Genomic DNA, 18,434 nt, shown 5'->3' with positions numbered 1-18,434 from the left:
AAGAACAGAACGGTGCTTCGACAAGCTCAGCACCAACGGTGATGCGGATGGGTCAGGGCGCGCGCCGCACCGGTTTCGCTTCCGCGAGGATCAGCGCGAACCAGTCCTTCGGGTCGGTCCATTCGGCGATCGGTGTCCAGCCGCCTGCGTTGAGCAGCAGCCGCGCGCTGCGCGGTGTGTATTTGTGACTGTTCTCGGTGTGGATCGTTTCTCCCGCCGCCATCGTAAAGGGCGTGTCCGCGACAGTGAACGCAACGTCCTCGATCGCTTCGAGGTGCATTTCCACGCGGGCGAGCCCGTCATTCCACACCGCCTTGTGACGGAAGCTGTCGACCGGGATATGGCCGTCGAGTTCGCGATTGATGCGGTGGAGCAGGTTCAGGTTGAACGCAGCAGTCACCCCCGCCGAGTCGTCATAGGCCGGGATCAGCACGCTTTCGTCCTTCACCCGGTCCATCCCGATCAGCAGCAGCGATCCTTCGCCGAGCGAGGTGCGCATCGCGCGGAGCAGGTCGACGCCGGCCGACGCGGTCATGTTGCCGATCGTCGATCCGGGAAAGAAGCCGAGCTTGGGCGTGTCGGCCACGCTGTCGGGCAGCGCGATCGGCTGGAGAAAATTCCCTTCGACCGGATGGATCGGCAGCGCGGGAAAGGTGTCGCGCAGCGCATCGGCCGAGGCGCGCAGGAAGTCGCCCGAAATGTCGATCGGCACATAAGCGGCGGGTTCGGCCGCTTCGAGCAGGATCGGCGTCTTGGCCGAACTGCCCGATCCGAATTCAACCACCGCGCGGCCCTTGCCCGCGATTTCGGCGACCTTGGGGCAGGTCTCGCGCAGCAGTGCGGTTTCGGTACGCGTCGGATAATATTCGGGAACATCGGTAATGTCCTCGAACAGCTCCGATCCGCGATGGTCGTAGAGCCAGCGCGCCTGAATCGCCTTGGGTTCGGTCGCGAGCCCTGCAAGCACGTCGGCGCGGAAGGCGGGATCGGGCAGGACGGTCTCGCCGTCTTCGATTTCGGGCTTGAGCATGTCAGAGGTCCTTTGCCAGGCGCACGCCGGTGAATTGCCAGCGCTGATGGGGGTAGAAGAAGTTGCGGTAACAGGGGCGGGCATGGCCGCGCGGCGTCGCGCAGCTGCCGCCGCGGAGCACGAACTGCCCGCTCATGAACTTGCCGTTATATTCGCCGACCGCGCCCTCGGCGGCGCGAAAGCCGGGATAGGGGCGATAGGCGCTGCCGGTCCATTCCCAGACATCGCCGAAAAAGGCCGGGCCTTCGGGCGAGGGTCGCGGTTCTACCGGCCCGGCGGCATCGAGCTGATTGCCGCCTTCGCTGTCATGGGCGCTCGCGGCCGCTTCCCATTCGATTTCGGTGGGCAGCCGGACGCCTGCCCAGCTCGCATAGGCATCGGCTTCGTAGAAGCTGACATGCGTCACCGGCGCGGCCGGGTCGATCGCGCGGCGTCCGTCGAGCCCGAAACGCGTCCAGCCGCCATCGTCCTTGCGCCAGTAAAGCGGCGCTTCGATTCGCTCCGCCTGCACCCAGGCCCAGCCGTCCGACAGCCAGTGGCGCGGGTCGGAATAGCCGCCATCGGCGATGAACGCGGCCCATTCGCCGTTGGTGACGGTGCGGTCGGCGATCGCATGCGGGTGGAGCAGTTCGGTATGGCGCGGCCCTTCGCAATCGAAGGCGAAGCCGCCGCCGTCATGGCCGATCTCGACCTGTCCGGTCGCGCCTTCGATCCAGGTGATCGCGCCAGGCATTCGCACCGGGATCTTGCGCTCTCCGGGCCACATGGCGGGCTCGATCGGATTGCACGAAAAGCCGTGGAGAATGTCGGTGAGCAGCAATTCCTGATGCTGTTCTTCATGATGACATCCGAGCGCCACCAGCGCCTGCACGTCTTCGGGCAAATCGGGCAGCGCCGCGACCAGCGCCGCGTCGACCGCCGCGCGATAGGCGAGCACTTCGGCAAGGCTCGGCCGCGTCAGCATGCCCCTGCGGGGGCGGGCATGGCGATCGCCCTCGGCTTCGTAATAGCTGTTGAAGAGGAAGGGGAAGCGCTCGTCATGCAGGCGATAGCCCGGCACATGGTCGCGCAGAATGAAGGTTTCGAAAAACCAGGTGACATGCGCCAGATGCCATTTGGCGGGCGATGCGTCGGGCATCGATTGCAGCGTGGCGTCGGCATCGGAAAGCGGCGCGGCGAGCGCCTCGGTGAGCGCGCGAACCTTGCGGTATCGCTGCGCCAGTCCGTCCGGGGCCGTTTTCGCTACCGTGCTTGCTCGCATCGCGCCTCTCCTTTCGCGGTGACGAGGGCTAATCCGTCCCCCAAGGGTCAATCGTTACGGGTCGGCCTGCTGCGATTTCGCCCGCGAAGCGCCGGGGCGCCAGAGCACATCGCCATCGGCCGATGCATTGGTAACGCGCGCAAGCACGAAAAGATGATCGGACAGACGATTTAAATATTGCAGCGCCAGCGGGTTGAGCGAATCCTCGCTCGCCGCGGTCACGGCGGAGCGCTCGGCGCGGCGGGTCACGGCGCGCGCCTGATGCAGCGCGGCGGCGGCGGGCGTGCCGCCGGGCAGGATGAAGCTTTTGAGCGGTTCGACCACCGCGTTCATCGCGTCGATTTCCTGTTCGAGCCGCTCGACCTGATCGGCGGTGATGCGCAGCGCCATGTCAGAGGGCGCGAAATCCTCGCCCGGCGTGGCGAGATCGGCACCGAGATCGAACAGCTCGTTCTGGATGCGGCGCAATGTCGCATGCGTCGGGCGATCCTTGATCAGCGTCAGCGCGACGCCGATCGCGCAATTGGCTTCGTCGACATCGCCGATCGCCGCCATGCGCGGCTCTGCCTTGGACAGGCGCGACCCGTCGGCCAGCCCCGTCGTGCCGTCATCCCCGGTGCGGGTGTAAATCCGGTTGAGCCGGACCAGCGGATCAGCCCCCGTTGGCCAGCCACATGATCAGCACCGCGATGAAGATCGCCAGCGCCTGAAAGATGATGCGCGACTGCATCATCTTGTTCGACTTGAGGCTGGAATTGCTCGGCCCTGTGCCGTTGAGATCGGCTTCGGTGGTTTTGAGGAAGATCACGATGCCGCGGACAAGCGCGACCAAAGTGGCGATCATCGCCGCGATCAGCAGCAGGGTGAGAAAGGTCTGCATGGGGCCAATCTAGGACGTCGCGAAGCCGATGCCAACCGGCAGCGTGCCGCTTCGGAGCGAATCGGCAACCGCGTGCCCGTCGGCGCCGCTCTCGCGCATCGCCGCGAGCGTCGGCGCGCCGTGGCGCTTGGCGAGGCGATTGCCCTGACTGTCGGTGAGCAGCGGATGGTGGCGATAGTTCGGCGTCGGGAGATCGAGCAGCGCCTGAAGTAGCCGGTGGACATGCGTCGCCTCGAACAGATCCTGCCCGCGAATGACGTGCGTGACCCCTTGGTCGGCATCGTCCACGGTTACCGCGAGATGATAGCTGGCCGGCGCATCCTTGCGCGCAAGCACCACGTCGCCATGCGCCAGCGGGTCGGCGATGACATTGCCTGCGATTTCGTCATGCCACACAAGTTCCTCCCCCGGAGGGGGAGGGGGACCGCCGCGAAGCGGTGGTGGAGGGGTATTGCGCTCGGACGGTGTCGCTTGCGGCGAATACCCCTCCACCAGCCTGCGGCTGGTCCCCAGTGTCGGGTAGCCTGTGCCCCCAGCACAGGCTTGGATTGCCGGGGGCAATCCAACCCGCCACTCCCTCCGGGGGAGGAATTGTAGTGCCTTCTCCACATCCAGCCGCCAGCAATGCGGGCGGTCGAGGTCCGGCGCAGCCAGCCCGCGGCACGTCCCGGGGTATATGATTCCGCTCGGCCCGTGCGGCGCGCTGGCGCTCGCGGCGATGTCGGCGCGCGTGCAGAAACAGGGGTAAAGCAGTTCCATGTCGCGCAGCCTGTCGAGCGCGGCCTGATACAGATCGAGCCGCTGCGACTGGAAGGTCGGCTCACCGTCCCAGTCGAGCCCCAGCCAGCGCATATCCTCCAGGATCGTCGCGACATGTTCGGGGCGACTGCGCGTCCCGTCGATATCTTCGATCCGCAGCAGGAAACGCCCGCCCGCGCGTCGCGCACGATCATGCGCCTGCACGGCCGAATATGCGTGGCCCAGGTGAAGCTGCCCGGTCGGGCTGGGAGCGAAACGCGTTGTCAGCGGCATCGACGTCGCTCTTGACCGCGAGTCGCGGCTCGTGCTGTCATCATGGCGTCATCTCGATTGTCGAAAGGCGTGCGCGAGTGAAACAGGGCGAGGGGAGCGCATGTATCATCCCGATCTGATCCGGCACCCGGACGGATGCCCGGCACTTGTGTTGAACGCGGACTATACGCCGCTGAGCTATTATCCGCTGAGTGTGTGGCCCTGGCAGACCGCGATCAAGGCGGTGTTTCTCGATCGGGTCGATATCGTCGACTATTACGAACGCGAAGTGCGAAGTCCCAGCGCGAGGCTGAAGCTCCCTTCGGTCATCGCGCTCAAACAATATGTAAAACCTTCGCAATTTCCCGCCTTCACGCGCTTCAACCTGTTTCTCCGCGACAAGTTCAGCTGCCAATATTGCGGCTCCCAGCGCGACCTCACGTTCGACCACGTCATTCCCCGCGCACAGGGCGGGCGCACCACCTGGGAAAATGTCGCCACGGCCTGCGCCCCCTGCAATCTGCGCAAGGGCGGACGCACCCCCAAACAGGCGAATATGGCGCTCAACATCGCGCCGATCCGGCCGACCAGCTGGCATCTTCAGGAACATGGTCGCCGATTCCCGCCCAACTATCTCCATGAAACATGGCGCGACTGGCTCTACTGGGACGTCGAGCTGGAGGCCTGACCGCGACCGGCAATTGCCGGTTTGCCGAAAGTGCGGTGCCTGATAGGCTCTTTGCGATAGGGGAGAAGCGCCGCGGAATCATGGTATTCCACCGGCAACCGGTCCAGACCGCCGGCCGCTGCGACCGGAGGATCGCAGCCATATACTGGACAACACTGTATTGTGGATATAACACACTGTGAGCTGACATAATAACGGGAGGATTCGAGCATGAAGATCCGCAAGGCGACTACCGCCGCGTCGATGCTGACGATGGGATGCGCTGCGCTGGCCCTTATGGCCGCGGCACCCGCGCCCCGCGACGGGGCTGCTCCCGCTGCCGCCAGCGCGCAGGCCGAAGACCCCGACTTGATCCCGCGCGACCTGCTGTTCGGCAACCCCAAACAGGCGCAGGGGCGGATCAGTCCCGACGGCAAATATATCAGCTGGCTGGCGCCGGTGGACGGCGTGCTCAATGTCTTCGTCGCGCCTGCGGACGATCCTTCCGCGGCGCGCGCGGTGACCAACGAAACGGTGCGCAGCATTTCGGCGCATTACTGGACGCCGGGCGGCGGCCATATCCTCTATCCCCAGGATTCGGGCGGGAACGAGAATTTTCATATTCACTCGGTCGACGTCGAAACCGGCGCCGATATCGACCTGACTCCGGTCGATGACAGCGTGCGCGCGACGATCGAAAGCGTCAGCAAGGCGCGGCCGGGCGCGATCCTGATCGGCCTCAATGATCGCAACCCGCAGCTGTTCGATCTCTACGAAGTCGACCTAACGACGGGCGAGCGGACGCTGGTGCTCGAAAATCCCGGCTTCGGCCAATGGGTGATCGACAATGACCTGAAGCCGCGCTTCGCAATCCGCCAGATGCCGGGCGGCGGATCGGCGCTGTTCCGCCCCGACGATGCCGGAGAGTGGCAACCGGTGGCCGAAATCGACGCCGACAGCTTCTTCAACACCGCGCCGCTCGGCTTCAATCGCGCCAACGACACGCTCTACTGGGTCGACAGTCGCGGCCGCGACAAGGCGGCGCTGGTGGCGATGGACGCCGATACGCTGGAAACCAGCGTGATCGCGGAAAGCGACAAGGCCGACATTCAGAACGCCGTTCTGGACCCGGTCACCTACGAACCCATCGCCTATGGCGTGAACTATCTCAAGAACGAGTGGACTCCGCTGACCGAGGACGCCGCGGCCGACCTCGACTTTCTGAAGGCGCGGCTTTCGGGCGAGATTTCCTTCGTGGCGACGACCGATGACGGGACGAAATCGGTGGTCGTCGCTTCTTCGGCGCAGGCACCCTCGGTCTATTATGTCTATGATCGCGCGGCACAGAGCCTGACCAGGATGTTCGAATCGCGGCCGGAGCTCGAAGCCTATGCGCTGCAGCCGATGCACCCGGTGGTGATCCCTGCGAGCGATGGCGAGGAACTGGTCAGCTATCTCACGCTGCCCGCCGGGGCCGATGCCGATGGCGACGGCACCCCCGAAAAGGCCATGCCGCTGGTCCTGTTCGTCCACGGTGGCCCCTGGGCGCGCGACAGCTATGGTTACAGCTCGGCGCATCAATGGCTGGCGAACCGCGGCTATGCGGTGCTCAGCGTCAATTTCCGCGGATCGACCGGTTTCGGCAAGGAATTCGTCAATATCGCGGCGGGCGAATGGTCCGGGGCGATGCACCAGGATCTGATCGACGCAGTCGACTGGGCGATCGAGGGCGGCGTCACCACGCCCGACGAGGTCGCGATCATGGGCGGCTCCTATGGCGGTTATGCCACGCTGGTCGGTCTCACCTTCACGCCCGATCGCTTCGCCTGCGGCGTCGATATCGTCGGCCCGTCGAATCTGGCGACGCTGATGAAGAGCTTTCCGCCCTATTGGCGGCCGCTGCTCGAAGGGACATTCTTCAAGCATATCGGCGATCCCGATGATCCGGCGGACCTGGAGGAGATGATGGCGCAATCGCCCATTTCGCGCGTCGACGCGATCACCAAGCCGCTGCTGATCGGGCAGGGCGCGAATGATCCGCGCGTCGCCCAGGCCGAATCGGACCAGATCGTCGAAGCGATGAAGGAGAAGGATCTGCCGGTAACCTATCTCCTCTATCCCGACGAAGGGCATGGCTTTGCCCGCTCGGAGAATAGTCTCAGCTTCTTCGGTGTCGCGGAGGGCTTTCTCTCGCAATGTCTGGGCGGCGAATATCAGCCGATCGGCGACGATTTCGAAGGATCGAGCATTCAGGTGGTCGAAGGCGCCGAATATGTACCGGGCCTTCCCGAGGCAGTGGCGGCGCATGCTGCCAACACCGCTGAGGAGTGATAGGATCGCTCGGCCCGGCGATGTTGTCCGGGCCGGCATCCCGGGGGCGGGAGAGCGCGCTGCACAGGGAAAGCGCGGCGCTTCTGGTGAAGGCGTGTGAGCGACAAGGGCCCTTTCGACTGGACACAGCTGCCACCGCGCGAGGGTGAGGAGCCGTTCGAGCTGCGCGGCGGCATGCCGCCTCCGCGCAGCCGGAGCACATCGCGCGTGCCGCTGCGCACGCCCGATCCCGCACCCGAGCCCGATCCGGCCCCCAATCCGCAACCGCGCCGTCAGAAGCCGCTGCGGCTCACGCAGCCGCTCGAAGACGCGGCAGAGAACGAGGCGGAATGGCTCCCGCCCGAGGGCGGCTACACCACCAATCTGCCGGTCGCCTATGTCTCGCCCTGGTGGCGCTGGGGCGTTCGCGCCGTGGCGGGCGTGCTGCTGCTCTTCATTCTCGCGGTCGGCTGGCTGACGGTCACCGCGCCGCTGTCGAAATCGCTGGAGCCGCCGGCGCCGCCTTCAGTGACACTGCTCGCGGCGGACGGCACGCCGATCGCGCGGCGCGGCGCCAATATCGGCGTGCCGGTCGATGCCTCGCAGCTGCCCGATCATGTCCGCAACGCCTTTGTCGCGATCGAGGACCGGCGGTTCTTCTCGCACTGGGGCGTCGATCCGCGCGGCGTGCTGCGCGCGGCGGTGCATAATGCGACCAGCGACGATGGCACGCAGGGCGGCAGCACGATCACCCAGCAGCTCGCCAAAAACGCCTTTCTCGACTCCAGCCGCACGATGGGCCGCAAGTTCCAGGAAGCGCTGATCGCCTTCTGGCTCGAAGCCTGGCTGAGCAAGGACGAGATTCTCTCGCGCTATCTCAGCCATGTCTATTTCGGCGACAATGCCTATGGCCTGACTGCCGCCGCCCGCCATTATTTCAGCACCACGCCCGAAAAGCTCACGCTGTCGCAGGCGACGATGCTGGCCGGGCTGGTGCAGGCGCCTTCGCGGCTAGCGCCTACCGGCAATCTTTCGGGTGCGCGCGAACGGCAGAAGCTGGTCGTGGCATCGATGGTCTCGGCCGGTTTCCTAACGCCGGGGGAAGGCGATGCCGTGAAGCCCGCCGTGCTCGACACCGATCGCGTGCGCGAGCTGCCGATCGGCACCTATTTCGCCGACTGGGTGCTGCCGCAGGCGCGCGACCGCGCCGGCGAGATCGCCACCGAGCAGACGGTTCGCACGACGCTCGACATGCGGCTCCAGACGGCGGCCGAAACCGCGGTCGGCCGCGCCGCGCTGGGCGGCGCGCAAGTCGCGCTGGTGGCGATGCATCCCGACGGCAGCGTCGTCGCGATGGTCGGCGGGCGCGACTATCGCGAGAGCCAGTTCAATCGCGTGACGATGGCGCGGCGCCAGCCGGGATCGACGTTCAAGCTTTTCGTCTATCTCGCTGCGCTGCGATCGGGGATGACGCCCGATTCGACGATCGCCGACGAACCGGTGACGATCGGCGACTGGTCGCCGGAAAACAGCGACGGGCGCTATCTGGGCGATATCAGCCTGCGCCGGGCATTCGCGCGGTCGAGCAATGTCGCGGCGGCGCGGCTGACTCAGAAAGTGGGCCCGCGCGCCGTGATCCGGGCCGCGCGCGACCTGGGCATTTCGACAGACATCCCCAACGAAGCCTCGATCGCGCTCGGCACCGCCAATGTCTCGCTGCTCGAACTGACCGCCGCCTATGCCGCGATTTCGTCGGGCGAAGCGCCGGTGCGCCCGCGCGGCCTGCCGGCGGAAGAGAATAACGACTGGTGGCTGGCGCAGGATCGCAGCAGCGCGCTCGGCCGGCGCGAGCTGGGCGGGATGCGATCGCTGCTCGCGGCAGTGGTGAACGGCGGCACCGGCAGCCGGGCGGCGCTCTCGATCGATACCTATGGCAAGACCGGCACCACGCAGGACAATCGCGACGTCTGGTTCATCGGCTATGCCGGCGATCTGGTGGTCGGCGTGTGGGTAGGGAATGACGACAACAGCGCCAGCGACCGGCTGCGCAGTTCGCTGCCCGCCGGGATCTGGCGCGACTTCATGGTTTCGGCGCTGCGCATCGCGCCGCGCCCGGCCGCGCCGAAGCCGCAAGTGGTGGACGCGGCATCGGAGGACAGCGAAGCGCTGGAGAACGGCGTTACGTTCGACATTCCCGAAATCGGGCTGGAAGGCGAGGTGTCGGGACGCGGCATCAATCTGCGCTTCGGGCCGGACGGCGAGCTGATTCCGCTGCCCTTGCCGACGCCGCCTGCCGAATCGGATGATCGCGACCGCAGGCGCGAACCGCCCGAAATCGAGCAGCGCGGGCCCGTGCGCGGGATGTAGCTGCCACCGATTGACGCCGGCCCCGTATCACGCCAAGGCGCCGGGCATGCGCTTCTTTTCCGACAATGCCGCCCCGGTCTGCCCGCAGGTTCTCGAAGCCCTGACGGAAGCCAATGTGCTCGACACCGCCTATGACGGCGACGCATGGAGCAAGGCGCTCGATGCCCGCTTTTCCGAGCTGTTCGAAACGCGCGTACATGCGCTTTGGGTACCCACCGGCACAGCGGCCAACGCGCTTGCGCTCGCCGCGCTCTGCCCGCCCTATGGCGGCGTCATCTGTCACCGCGATTCGCATATCCAGAACGATGAATGCGGTGCGCCGGAATTCTATACGCACGGCGCCAAGCTGATGCTGGTCGACGGGCCGCAGGCAAAGCTCGCGCCCGATGCGATCGATGCGCTGCTCGGTACCATCCGCGACGATGTGCATCAGGTGCAGCCGCATGCGATTTCGATCACCAACGCCACCGAATATGGCTGCGTCTATACCCCCGAGGAAGTCGCCGCGATCGGCGCGCTCGCCCGGAAGCACGAATTGGGGCTGCACATGGACGGCGCGCGCTTCGCCAATGCTGTTGCCACGCTCGGCTGCACGCCGGCCGATCTGACCTGGCGCGCGGGGGTCGACATGTTGAGCTTTGGCTTCGTCAAGAACGGCGGGATGAGCGCGGAGGCGCTGATCTGCTTCCGCAGCGAATTCGCGACGTCGAGCCTCTATCGCCGCAAGCGCGCCGGGCTGCTGCTGTCCAAGGGCCGCTATCTCGCCGCGCAACTGCTGGCGATGCTCGACGACGATCTGTGGCTCGCCAACGGTGCCGCCGCCAATGCCGGGGCGCAGTTGCTGGCAACGGCCGCGGGCGATCGGCTGGTCTATCCGGTTGAGGCGAACGAGGTTTTTCTGCGCCTCTCGAAGGAAGAGGCCGCAGGCCTGCGCGAACAGGGCTTCGATTTCTACGACTGGGCCGAAGGCGAAGCGCGGCTGGTGACCAGCTGGGATCAGAGCGAGGCGGAGATCAAGCCGCTCGCCGACGCGATCGCGGTGCTGGGATGAGCAACGCCCCGCCGCCGCAATCGGCGCGGCTGGCGATCCTCCTCCCCTTCTTCGCCGTCACTCTGATCTGGGGATCGACCTGGCTGGTGATCGTCGATCAGATCGCGGTCGTCCCGCCGAGCTGGTCGGTCGCCTATCGCTTCCTCCTCGCTGCGGTCGCGATGTTCGTTGTCGCGGCGGTGCGCGGCAATTCGCTGCTGCTCGACGCGCGCGGCATCGCCTTTGCCGCCGCGTTCGGGATTCCGCAGTTCGCGCTCAATTTCAACTTCGTCTATCGCGCCGAACAGCATGTGACATCGGGGCTCGTCGCGGTGGTGTTCGCGCTGCTGCTCGTCCCCAACGCACTGTTCGCGCGCGTCTTCCTTGGCCAGAAACTCGGGCGGCAATTGCTGGTCGGATCGTGCGTCGCGATGATCGGCGTCGCAATGCTGTTCCTCCACGAGGCGCGCCGCGACCCGGCTGCGAGCGGCGAGGTGCTGATCGGTGTGGGGCTCACGCTGGCGGGAATCCTCTCGGCCTCCGTCGCCAATGTGCTGCAGGCGACAACGACGGCGAAATCCTATCCGCTGCCGACGCTGATCGCCTGGGCTATGCTGCTGGGGGCGCTGGTCGACGCGGTTTTCGCATATGCCGTTGCGGGGCCGCCGACCGTTGAATGGCGCTTCGGTTATTTCCTCGGCATCGCCTATCTCGGCATCTTCGCCTCGGCGGTGGCCTTCTCGCTGTATTTTCGGATGATCCAGGTGATCGGTCCGGCCAAGGCGGCCTATTCGAGCGTCCTCATTCCGGTGATCGCCATGCTGCTTTCGACGCTGTTCGAGGGCTATCGCTGGTCGCCGCTGACGGGGGCAGGGGCGGTGCTGGTCATCGCCGGGCTGGTGCTGGCATTAAGGGCGCGCAGGCCGAACCGGTAATCGGGATAGGCCGGCCGCCAGCCGAGCAGCCGCTTCGCCTTGCCGTTCGCGACGCGGCGATTCTCAGAATAAAATGCGCGCGCGGCGGGCGAAATCGCGGCATCGTCGAGCGGGACGAGATCGGGCACCGGCACGCCCAGCATTCGGCAGCCATAGGCGATGACATCGGCCTGCGGCGCGGGGAGGTCGTCGGAAAGGTTATAGGCCCCCGGCGGCCCGTCGATCCCGGCGACCACGCCTTCGACCAGATCGTCGACATGGATGCGGCTGAACACCTGGTCGCCTGCGTCGATGCGTGTCGCCTTGCCCTCGCGGATCCGGTCGAGCACCGAGCGACCGGGGCCGTAGATGCCGGGCAGGCGGAAGACATGCGCGTTCGGCAGCGCCAGCCAGTCGGTATCGGCCTGCGCCCGCGCGACACGCCGGCCGGTGCCGGTCGGCGCATCCTCGCTCACCCAGGCACCGCCGGCATCGCCATAGACGCCGGTGGAGGAAAGATAGCCGATCCACGCTCCCGAACGGGCGATCGCATCGCCATAGGTTTCGAGCACCGGATCACTGTTGTCGGCGGGCGGGACCGAGGACAGGATATGCGTCGCTTCGGCGAGTTCGAAGCCGACGCGTTCGCGATCGGAAAAGGCGATGCTGCCATCGCGTCCGTCGCGCGTGGTCGCCGCGATGCGCCAGCCATGCGGGGCGAGCCGTGCCGCGATGCGCGCGGCACTATAGCCCAGCCCGAAGATCAGCAGGCGCATCGCGGGACTCGCTTACTCCGCCGTTTCCGCTTCGCCTTCCGGCTCGCGGTCGGCGCCATAGCCGTCATAACGGACGCCATATTCGTTGCCGGGATTCCACGCCGGGCGTTCGTCGGCATTCGCGACGTTCCGCACGAACGTATAGGAAAGCAGCGCGAATTTCGCTGCCGATTCCCAGTTGATCAGCCCGATCTCGTCGGACGGCTTGTGATAGTCGTTCTTCAGGAAGTGCTGGATCGCATCGGTTCCGGTGCCGTCGGGCGAGGGGCCCGAATCGATCGAGATCGCCGGAATGCCCGCAGTGACGAAGCTGTAGTGATCCGAGCGGACGAAGAAATTCTCTTCGGGGAAAGGATCGGGGATCACGCCCATGCCCACTTCTTCGGCGGCAATGTGGACGGCCGGGCCGAGCGAGCTGTGTTCCTCGCCGAGCGCAACGATGTGGGTCAGCGGGAAGGTGAGGATCGGCATGTCGAAATTGAGGTCGCCGACCAGCATTTCGCCATCGCCCACCGGCCAGTGATCGGCCATGTAGCGCGAACCGAGCAGCCCCTTCTCCTCCGCCGTCAGCGCGACGAACAGGATCGAGCGGCGCGGCGCTTCGCCGGCTTCGGTGAAGCGCTTGGCCATCGACAGCACGGTGGCGACGCCGATCGCATTGTCCATCGCGCCGTTATAGATGGTGTCGCCCTCGTCATTGGGGCTGCCGACGCCGACATGATCGAGATGCGCCGACACGACCAGATACTGGCCCGCCAGTTCGGGGTCGCTGCCTTTCAGCTTGCCGATCACATTCTTGCTGGTGAAGCGGTTCATCGTCGTCGTGACATGCGCGGCGAGCGTCACGCCGAGCGCGCCATGCGGGACCGGCTTGCCAGCCATCTCCGCTTCCAACACATCGGCGAACTCGATGCCCGACCCGGCGAACAGCTTGGTCGCGGCTTCCTGGCTCAGCATCGCGAGCGGCTCGGCACCGGCGGCTTCCGCGCCGAGGTCGAGCGTGGTGCGTCCGCGGCTGATATATTGCGAAACCACCGAGAAGGGCAGGCGCGCGCGCAGCTGGCCCGATTCGATGATCACCACCGCCGAAGCGCCATGCGCCATCGCGGTTTCCACCTTGTCGGCAAGGCCACCCCAGCGCTGTCCGACTTCCTCCGGCGCGTCCTTGGGCACGCCGAACAGCATCGCGACCACCTTGCCCTCGACATCGAGGCCTTCATAATCGTCAATCCCGGCTTCGCTGTCGTCGATGCCGAAGCCGACGAAGACCATCTTGCCGGAAACCGAGCGTTCCTCATCGACCGCAGAGGCGAGGCCGAGCACTTCGGCGCCGCTTTCCAGCTCGGTCTTGCGGTTGCCGCGAGTGAAGCTGACGCTGGTCTCGCCGGGGCTGAAGGTGATCAGCGGGACCGGCTGGAACCAGCCTTGGGTGCCGCCCGGCTCCAGGCCAATGCTTTCCATCTGCGACACGACATAATCGGCGGCGCGATCGAAATCGGGCGTGCCGGCTTCGCGTCCGCGCAGCTCGTCGGAAGCGAGATAGGCGACGCGATCGTGCAGGAATTGCTGCGCGGGCGTCAGATCGGGCGCCTCCTGCGCAGATGCGGCCAGCGGCGCCACCAGCAGCGTGGCGGCAATCAGGGAACGTAACATTGGGATCCTCTCCCGGTGGTGAAAAATGGAAAGGGCGCGGCGGCGGATGCTGCCGCGCCCGGATGATCAGTCGGCCATCGGGCCTTCATACAGCGTGCCGAAATAATCGCCTTCATTCCATACCGGCGTTTCGTCGGCATCGGCGATTTCGCGGGCAATCTGGTAGTTGACGTTGATGAAGCGCACGCCCGCTTCCCAGTCGATCGCGGGCGACTGGCCGACTTCGTCCGACGGTTTGTGATAATGATCGGCGAAGAAGGCGTTGGTTCCCGCTTCGCCGTTGCCGGCAAAGCCCGGCCAGACGAAGACCGAAGGAATGCCCTGCTGGACGAAGCGATAATGGTCCGAGCGCACGAACAGGCTCTGTTCGGGCATCGGATCGGGCGAATAGCCGACCCCGGCGTCCTGCGCGGCCTTGCGCACGATCGGACCGAGTGTCGAACGATCCGCGCCGAAGGCGATGATGTCCTCGAACGCATAGGTCAGGATCGGCATGTCCAGATTGACGTCGGCGACCAGCGTGTGACCGGGCAGAGTCGGGTTGTTGGCGAAATAATCCGAACCGACCAGACCCTTTTCCTCAGCCGTTACGGCAAGGAACAGCACCGATCGGCGCGGCGGTTCGCCCGATTCCTGAAAGCGCTTGGCTTCCTCGATCAGCGAGGCGATGCCGACGGCATTGTCCTCGGCGCCGTTATAGATGGTGTCGCCGCTGGCGTCGGGATTGCCGACGCCGACATGGTCGAGATGCGCGGTGAGCACCACGACTTCGCTCGCCAGGTCGGGATCGCTGCCGGGAAGGATGCCGGCGACATTGTAGCTGACGAAATCCTCGCGTTCGGTGTGAATCACGGCATGCAGGCTGGTTTCCAGCGGAAATGCCTCGAACGCGGTTGATGTATCGTCCGCTTTCGCCGCGATGTCTTCCCAGCCCGTTTCGGCGCCCTCGAACAGCTTGGCGGCGCTGTCGGCGCTGATCGTCGCGAGCAGCGGCGCCGCGGCGGAAGGCGAATGGCCGTTGCCCTGCGCATCGACCCATGTGGTGCCGGCGCGCTGCCAGTTGGCGGCCAGCGCGGAGAAGGGATAGCTGCGCCCGCCGGTGGGGTTGTCGATCAGGATCGCACCGATGGCGCCGCGCCGCGCCGCCATTTCGGCCTTGCTGCTCGCCCGGCGCAGCGTTGCGCGGATTTCGCTGTGCAGGTCGTCGGGGACGCCGTTGAGGAAGACGACGATCTTTCCGGTCACGTCGACGCCGGCATAATCGTCATGCCCTTCGCCCGGCGCATCGATGCCGAAGCCGACGAAGACGAGCTCGCCCGAAATGTCGGTGGTCGCGCTCGCGGCGTTCGCGCCGGGCACATAGTCCTCACCGAAAACGAGCGCGCTTTCCTCGCCATCGGGCCCGGTCAGTGTGAAGGCGCCGCGATCGGCAAGCTTGTAGGTCGTCAGCGGCACGCGCTGGAGATAGCCGCCATTGTCGCCCGCCGGGCGCAGCCCCGCCGCATAATATTGCGACGCGACGTAATGGGCGGCGATGTCATATTCGGGGCTGCCCGCCTCGCGTCCCTGCATCGCGTCAGTGGCGAGGAACATCACATGCGCCTTCATTGCCGCCTGATCTTCGGGCAGCGGCGCGGTGATGATTTCGTTTTTCGCGGGCGTGCCCGTCTGATCGGGGGCGACCTGCGCGGCAGCGGGAAATGCAAGCGCGGCCAGCGCGAGCGCCAGGGGGAATCGAAGCATGAAGTTCCTCGGTGCGAATATTCGGATTGGTCAGGCGTAGCATCCCCGTAAAACAGCGCAAGGGATGCGCGTATGAAGATTGCCGTCAGTTTTCGTTGGCGAGCGCGGCTTCCACCCTATATTCGCCCGTCATGGTAGATGCACAGACGGCGGCCCAGGCGCCCAAGGTAATCCGGCGCGACGCGTATCGCGCGCCCGAATGGATGGTTCCCGAAATCGCGCTCGATTTCGATCTCGATCCCGCGGAAACGCGTGTGCACGCGACGCTGACGGTGGAGCGAAACGGCGATCACGACGCGCCGCTCCGGCTCGACGGCGACGGTCTCTCGCCGGTGTCGGTGCGCGTCGACGGCGTCGAGGCGCAGGGCTGGCACATGGACGGGCAGACGCTGGTCGTGCCGCTGTCGGGCAAGGCACACAGTGTCGAAACCGAAGTGCGGATCGCGCCCGAGCGCAACACCCAGCTCGAAGGGCTCTATGCCTCGGGCGGAATGCTGTGCACGCAATGCGAGGCGGAGGGGTTCCGCCGCATCACTTTCTTCCCCGACCGGCCCGATGTGCTGTCGAAATACAAGGTGAAGCTGACTGCCGAAAAGGCGCGTTTCCCGATCCTGCTTTCGAACGGCGATCCGGTCGGGTCGGGCGATCTCGATGGCGGGCGGCACTGGGCCGAATGGCATGACCCGTTCCCCAAGCCGAGCTATCTCTTCGCGCTCGTCGCTGGCGATCTCGTCGCCAACAAGGCGACCTTCACCACCATGTCGGGGCGCGACGTCGAGCTCGGCATCTGGGTGCGTGCGCCCGACCTGCCCAAGACCGATCACGCGCTCCATGCGCTCAAGCTGTCGATGGCGTGGGACGAGAAAGTCTATGGCCGCGAATACGACCTGGACGTGTTCAACATCGTCGCGGTCGGCGACTTCAATTTCGGGGCGATGGAGAACAAGGGGCTGAACATCTTCAACAGCCGCTACATCCTCGCCGATCCCGACACCGCGACCGACTGGGACTATGACGCGATCGCCGCCGTCGTCGCGCACGAATATTTCCACAACTGGTCGGGCAATCGCGTCACTTGCCGCGACTGGTTCCAGCTCTCGCTCAAGGAAGGCTTCACGGTTTTCCGCGACCAGAGCTTCTCGGCCGATCAGGGCTCGCCCGCGGTCAAGCGGATCGAGGATGTGCGCGGCCTGCGCGCCAGCCAGTTTCAGGAGGATGCCGGGCCGCTCGCGCACCCAGTGCGCCCCGACGAATATATGGAAATCTCGAATTTCTATACCGCGACAATCTACAACAAGGGCGCCGAGCTCATTCGGATGATGAGCACGATCCTGGGGCCGGAGAACTTCCGCAAGGCGACCGATCTCTATTTCCGCCGCTTCGACGGCACTGCCGCGACCTGCGAGGATTTCGTGTTGTGCATGGAGGAAGCGAGCGGGATCGACTTGTCGCAATTCCGCCGCTGGTACAGCCAGGCGGGCACGCCGCGCGTCAAGGCGCGACTCGAGCACGCCCAAAATGGCGGCCGCGCGGTGCTGAGCCTGTCGCAGAGCGTGCCGCCGACGCCGGGCCAGCCCTCGAAGGAGCCGATGGTGCTGCCGCTCAAGGTCAAGCTGTTCGGCGAGAAGACAGGCAAGCCGCTGACCTCCGAGCGGCTGGTGCTGCTTTCGGACCCGAGCGAGGAAATCGTCTTCGAGGACATTGCCGAACGGCCCGTCCTGTCGATCAATCGCGGTTTCTCCGCGCCGGTGATCGTCGAGAGCGACCGCGATGCGGCCGATCTTGCCTTCCTTTCGGCGCATGACGACGATCCCTTCGCCCGCTACGAGGCGATGCAGCAGCTGATGCTCGACACGATCGTCGGCGCGGTCCGCAGCGGCAAGGGCGATCATGGCGCGGTGATCGAAGCGGTGCGCAACACGCTCGCCGATGATCGGCTCGACAGTGCCTTCACGGCCGAAGCGGTGCTGCTCCCGTCCGAAAGCTTCGTCGGCGATCAGCTGGCGGTGGTCGATCCCGACGCGATCTTCCGTGCCCGCGAAGCGCTCCGCCGCGATCTCGGTCGCGAGCTCGAGCATGAATGGCGCCTCGCATATGAAGCCGCGCGCGCCAATCGCTTCGAATTGTCGCCTGCGGCGAAGGGCGCGCGGCGGCTCAAATCGGTGGCGCTGAGCTATATCGCGGCGTCGGGCGCTCCCGATGCCGCGAGCCTCGCCTTCCTCCAATTCGAGAAGGCCGACAACATGACCGACCGGCAGGGCGCGCTGACGACGCTCGCGGGCGGCACGTCGGACAAGCGCGTCGCGGCGCTCGATATCTTCTATCAGCGTTATTCGGATAATCCGCTGGTGCTCGACAAATGGTTCCAGACTCAGGCGCTTTCGGCGCGCGACGATACGCCCGAAACGGTTGAGGACCTGGCGCGGCACCGCGATTTCACGCTGGGCAATCCCAATCGGGTGCGCTCGCTGATCGGCGCGTTCAGCGTCAACCAGCGGGCGTTCCACCACGCGTCGGGCCGCGGCTATCGCTTCCTCGCCGACCAGCTGATCGCGCTCGACAAGATCAACCCGCAGACTGCGGCGAAGCTGATTCCGCCACTCGGCCGCTGGCGTCGATTCGATTCGCTCCGCGCCGAAAAGATGCGTGCCGAACTGCAGCGGATCGTCGACACGCCGGGGCTGAGCAAGGACATGTTCGAACAGGCGTCGAAGAGCCTCGACTGACTCATTCCTCCCCGAGCTTGCTCGGGGAGGCGCCCGCGGAACGTCTGGTGGAGAGTAACAAGACGT

14 protein-coding genes are annotated in these 18,434 nt (G+C 65.7%); 6 read left to right on the top strand and 8 right to left on the bottom strand.

Going from position 1 to position 18,434, the window contains the following annotated elements; translation table 11 throughout:
- Positions 1-52: 52 nt before the first annotated feature.
- From egtD to G5C33_RS18990, 5 genes are read right to left on the bottom strand one after another with little or no spacing between them, the layout of a single operon-like run.
- Positions 53-1,030, bottom strand: a complete 978-nt coding sequence (gene egtD, locus G5C33_RS19010) for an L-histidine N(alpha)-methyltransferase (protein WP_165328586.1) — start codon at positions 1,028-1,030, stop codon at positions 53-55.
- Position 1,031: 1 nt separating this feature from the next.
- Positions 1,032-2,291 carry an ergothioneine biosynthesis protein EgtB gene (gene egtB / locus G5C33_RS19005; RefSeq protein ID WP_165328585.1) on the bottom strand — a complete coding sequence of 420 codons (1,260 nt, stop codon included), beginning with the start codon at positions 2,289-2,291 and terminating at the stop codon, positions 1,032-1,034.
- Between the two features lie 54 nt (positions 2,292-2,345).
- Positions 2,346-2,939, bottom strand: a complete 594-nt coding sequence (locus tag G5C33_RS19000; RefSeq protein WP_165328955.1) for a cob(I)yrinic acid a,c-diamide adenosyltransferase — start codon at positions 2,937-2,939, stop codon at positions 2,346-2,348.
- A 4-nt stretch (positions 2,940-2,943) separates the two neighbouring features.
- Positions 2,944-3,171 (bottom strand): twin transmembrane helix small protein, encoded by a 228-nt coding sequence (locus tag G5C33_RS18995; RefSeq protein ID WP_165328584.1) that lies wholly within the window; start codon positions 3,169-3,171, stop codon positions 2,944-2,946.
- Positions 3,172-3,180: 9 nt separating this feature from the next.
- A complete protein-coding gene (locus G5C33_RS18990) occupies positions 3,181-4,203 on the bottom strand; it encodes a glutamyl-Q tRNA(Asp) synthetase (protein WP_165328583.1) in 1,023 nt (340 codons plus the stop codon).
- 100 nt (positions 4,204-4,303) lie between these two features.
- Here G5C33_RS18990 and G5C33_RS18985 point away from each other — a divergent pair, with 100 nt between their 5' ends.
- From G5C33_RS18985 to G5C33_RS18965, 5 genes are all read left to right on the top strand, one after another.
- The gene (locus G5C33_RS18985) at positions 4,304-4,870 is read left to right on the top strand and encodes an HNH endonuclease (RefSeq protein ID WP_165328582.1); all 567 of its coding nucleotides are present in this window, start codon (positions 4,304-4,306) and stop codon (positions 4,868-4,870) included.
- Positions 4,871-5,080: 210 nt separating this feature from the next.
- On the top strand, positions 5,081-7,180 hold the full coding sequence (locus G5C33_RS18980) for a S9 family peptidase (RefSeq protein ID WP_228275134.1): 2,100 nt from the start codon (positions 5,081-5,083) through the stop codon (positions 7,178-7,180).
- 174 nt (positions 7,181-7,354) lie between these two features.
- Complete coding sequence (locus tag G5C33_RS18975) at positions 7,355-9,526, top strand: transglycosylase domain-containing protein (protein ID WP_165328953.1); 2,172 nt, start codon at positions 7,355-7,357, stop codon at positions 9,524-9,526.
- Between the two features lie 46 nt (positions 9,527-9,572).
- The gene (locus G5C33_RS18970; RefSeq protein WP_165328581.1) at positions 9,573-10,577 is read left to right on the top strand and encodes a threonine aldolase family protein; all 1,005 of its coding nucleotides are present in this window, start codon (positions 9,573-9,575) and stop codon (positions 10,575-10,577) included.
- Positions 10,574-11,491, top strand: a complete 918-nt coding sequence (locus G5C33_RS18965; RefSeq protein WP_165328580.1) for a DMT family transporter — start codon at positions 10,574-10,576, stop codon at positions 11,489-11,491. The genes G5C33_RS18970 and G5C33_RS18965 overlap by 4 nt, the downstream gene beginning before the upstream one ends.
- Here G5C33_RS18965 and G5C33_RS18960 read toward each other — a convergent pair.
- From G5C33_RS18960 to G5C33_RS18950, 3 genes are all read right to left on the bottom strand, one after another.
- Complete coding sequence (locus tag G5C33_RS18960) at positions 11,401-12,246, bottom strand: Rossmann-fold NAD(P)-binding domain-containing protein (RefSeq protein WP_165328579.1); 846 nt, start codon at positions 12,244-12,246, stop codon at positions 11,401-11,403. The genes G5C33_RS18965 and G5C33_RS18960 overlap by 91 nt on opposite strands.
- A 12-nt stretch (positions 12,247-12,258) precedes the next feature.
- Positions 12,259-13,899 carry a M20/M25/M40 family metallo-hydrolase gene (locus tag G5C33_RS18955; RefSeq protein ID WP_165328578.1) on the bottom strand — a complete coding sequence of 547 codons (1,641 nt, stop codon included), beginning with the start codon at positions 13,897-13,899 and terminating at the stop codon, positions 12,259-12,261.
- A 66-nt stretch (positions 13,900-13,965) separates the two neighbouring features.
- Complete coding sequence (locus tag G5C33_RS18950) at positions 13,966-15,642, bottom strand: M28 family metallopeptidase (RefSeq protein WP_165328577.1); 1,677 nt, start codon at positions 15,640-15,642, stop codon at positions 13,966-13,968.
- A gap of 131 nt (positions 15,643-15,773) precedes the next feature.
- Between G5C33_RS18950 and pepN the strand changes: the two genes are divergently transcribed.
- On the top strand, positions 15,774-18,368 hold the full coding sequence (gene pepN, locus G5C33_RS18945) for an aminopeptidase N (RefSeq protein ID WP_165328576.1): 2,595 nt from the start codon (positions 15,774-15,776) through the stop codon (positions 18,366-18,368).
- The last annotated feature ends 66 nt before the right edge of the window (positions 18,369-18,434 follow it).

The organism is Sphingosinithalassobacter tenebrarum, assembly GCF_011057975.1.
Taxonomy (GTDB): Bacteria; Pseudomonadota; Alphaproteobacteria; order Sphingomonadales; family Sphingomonadaceae; genus Sphingomonas; species Sphingomonas tenebrarum.
This window is presented reverse-complemented; position numbering and strand designations above follow the sequence as displayed.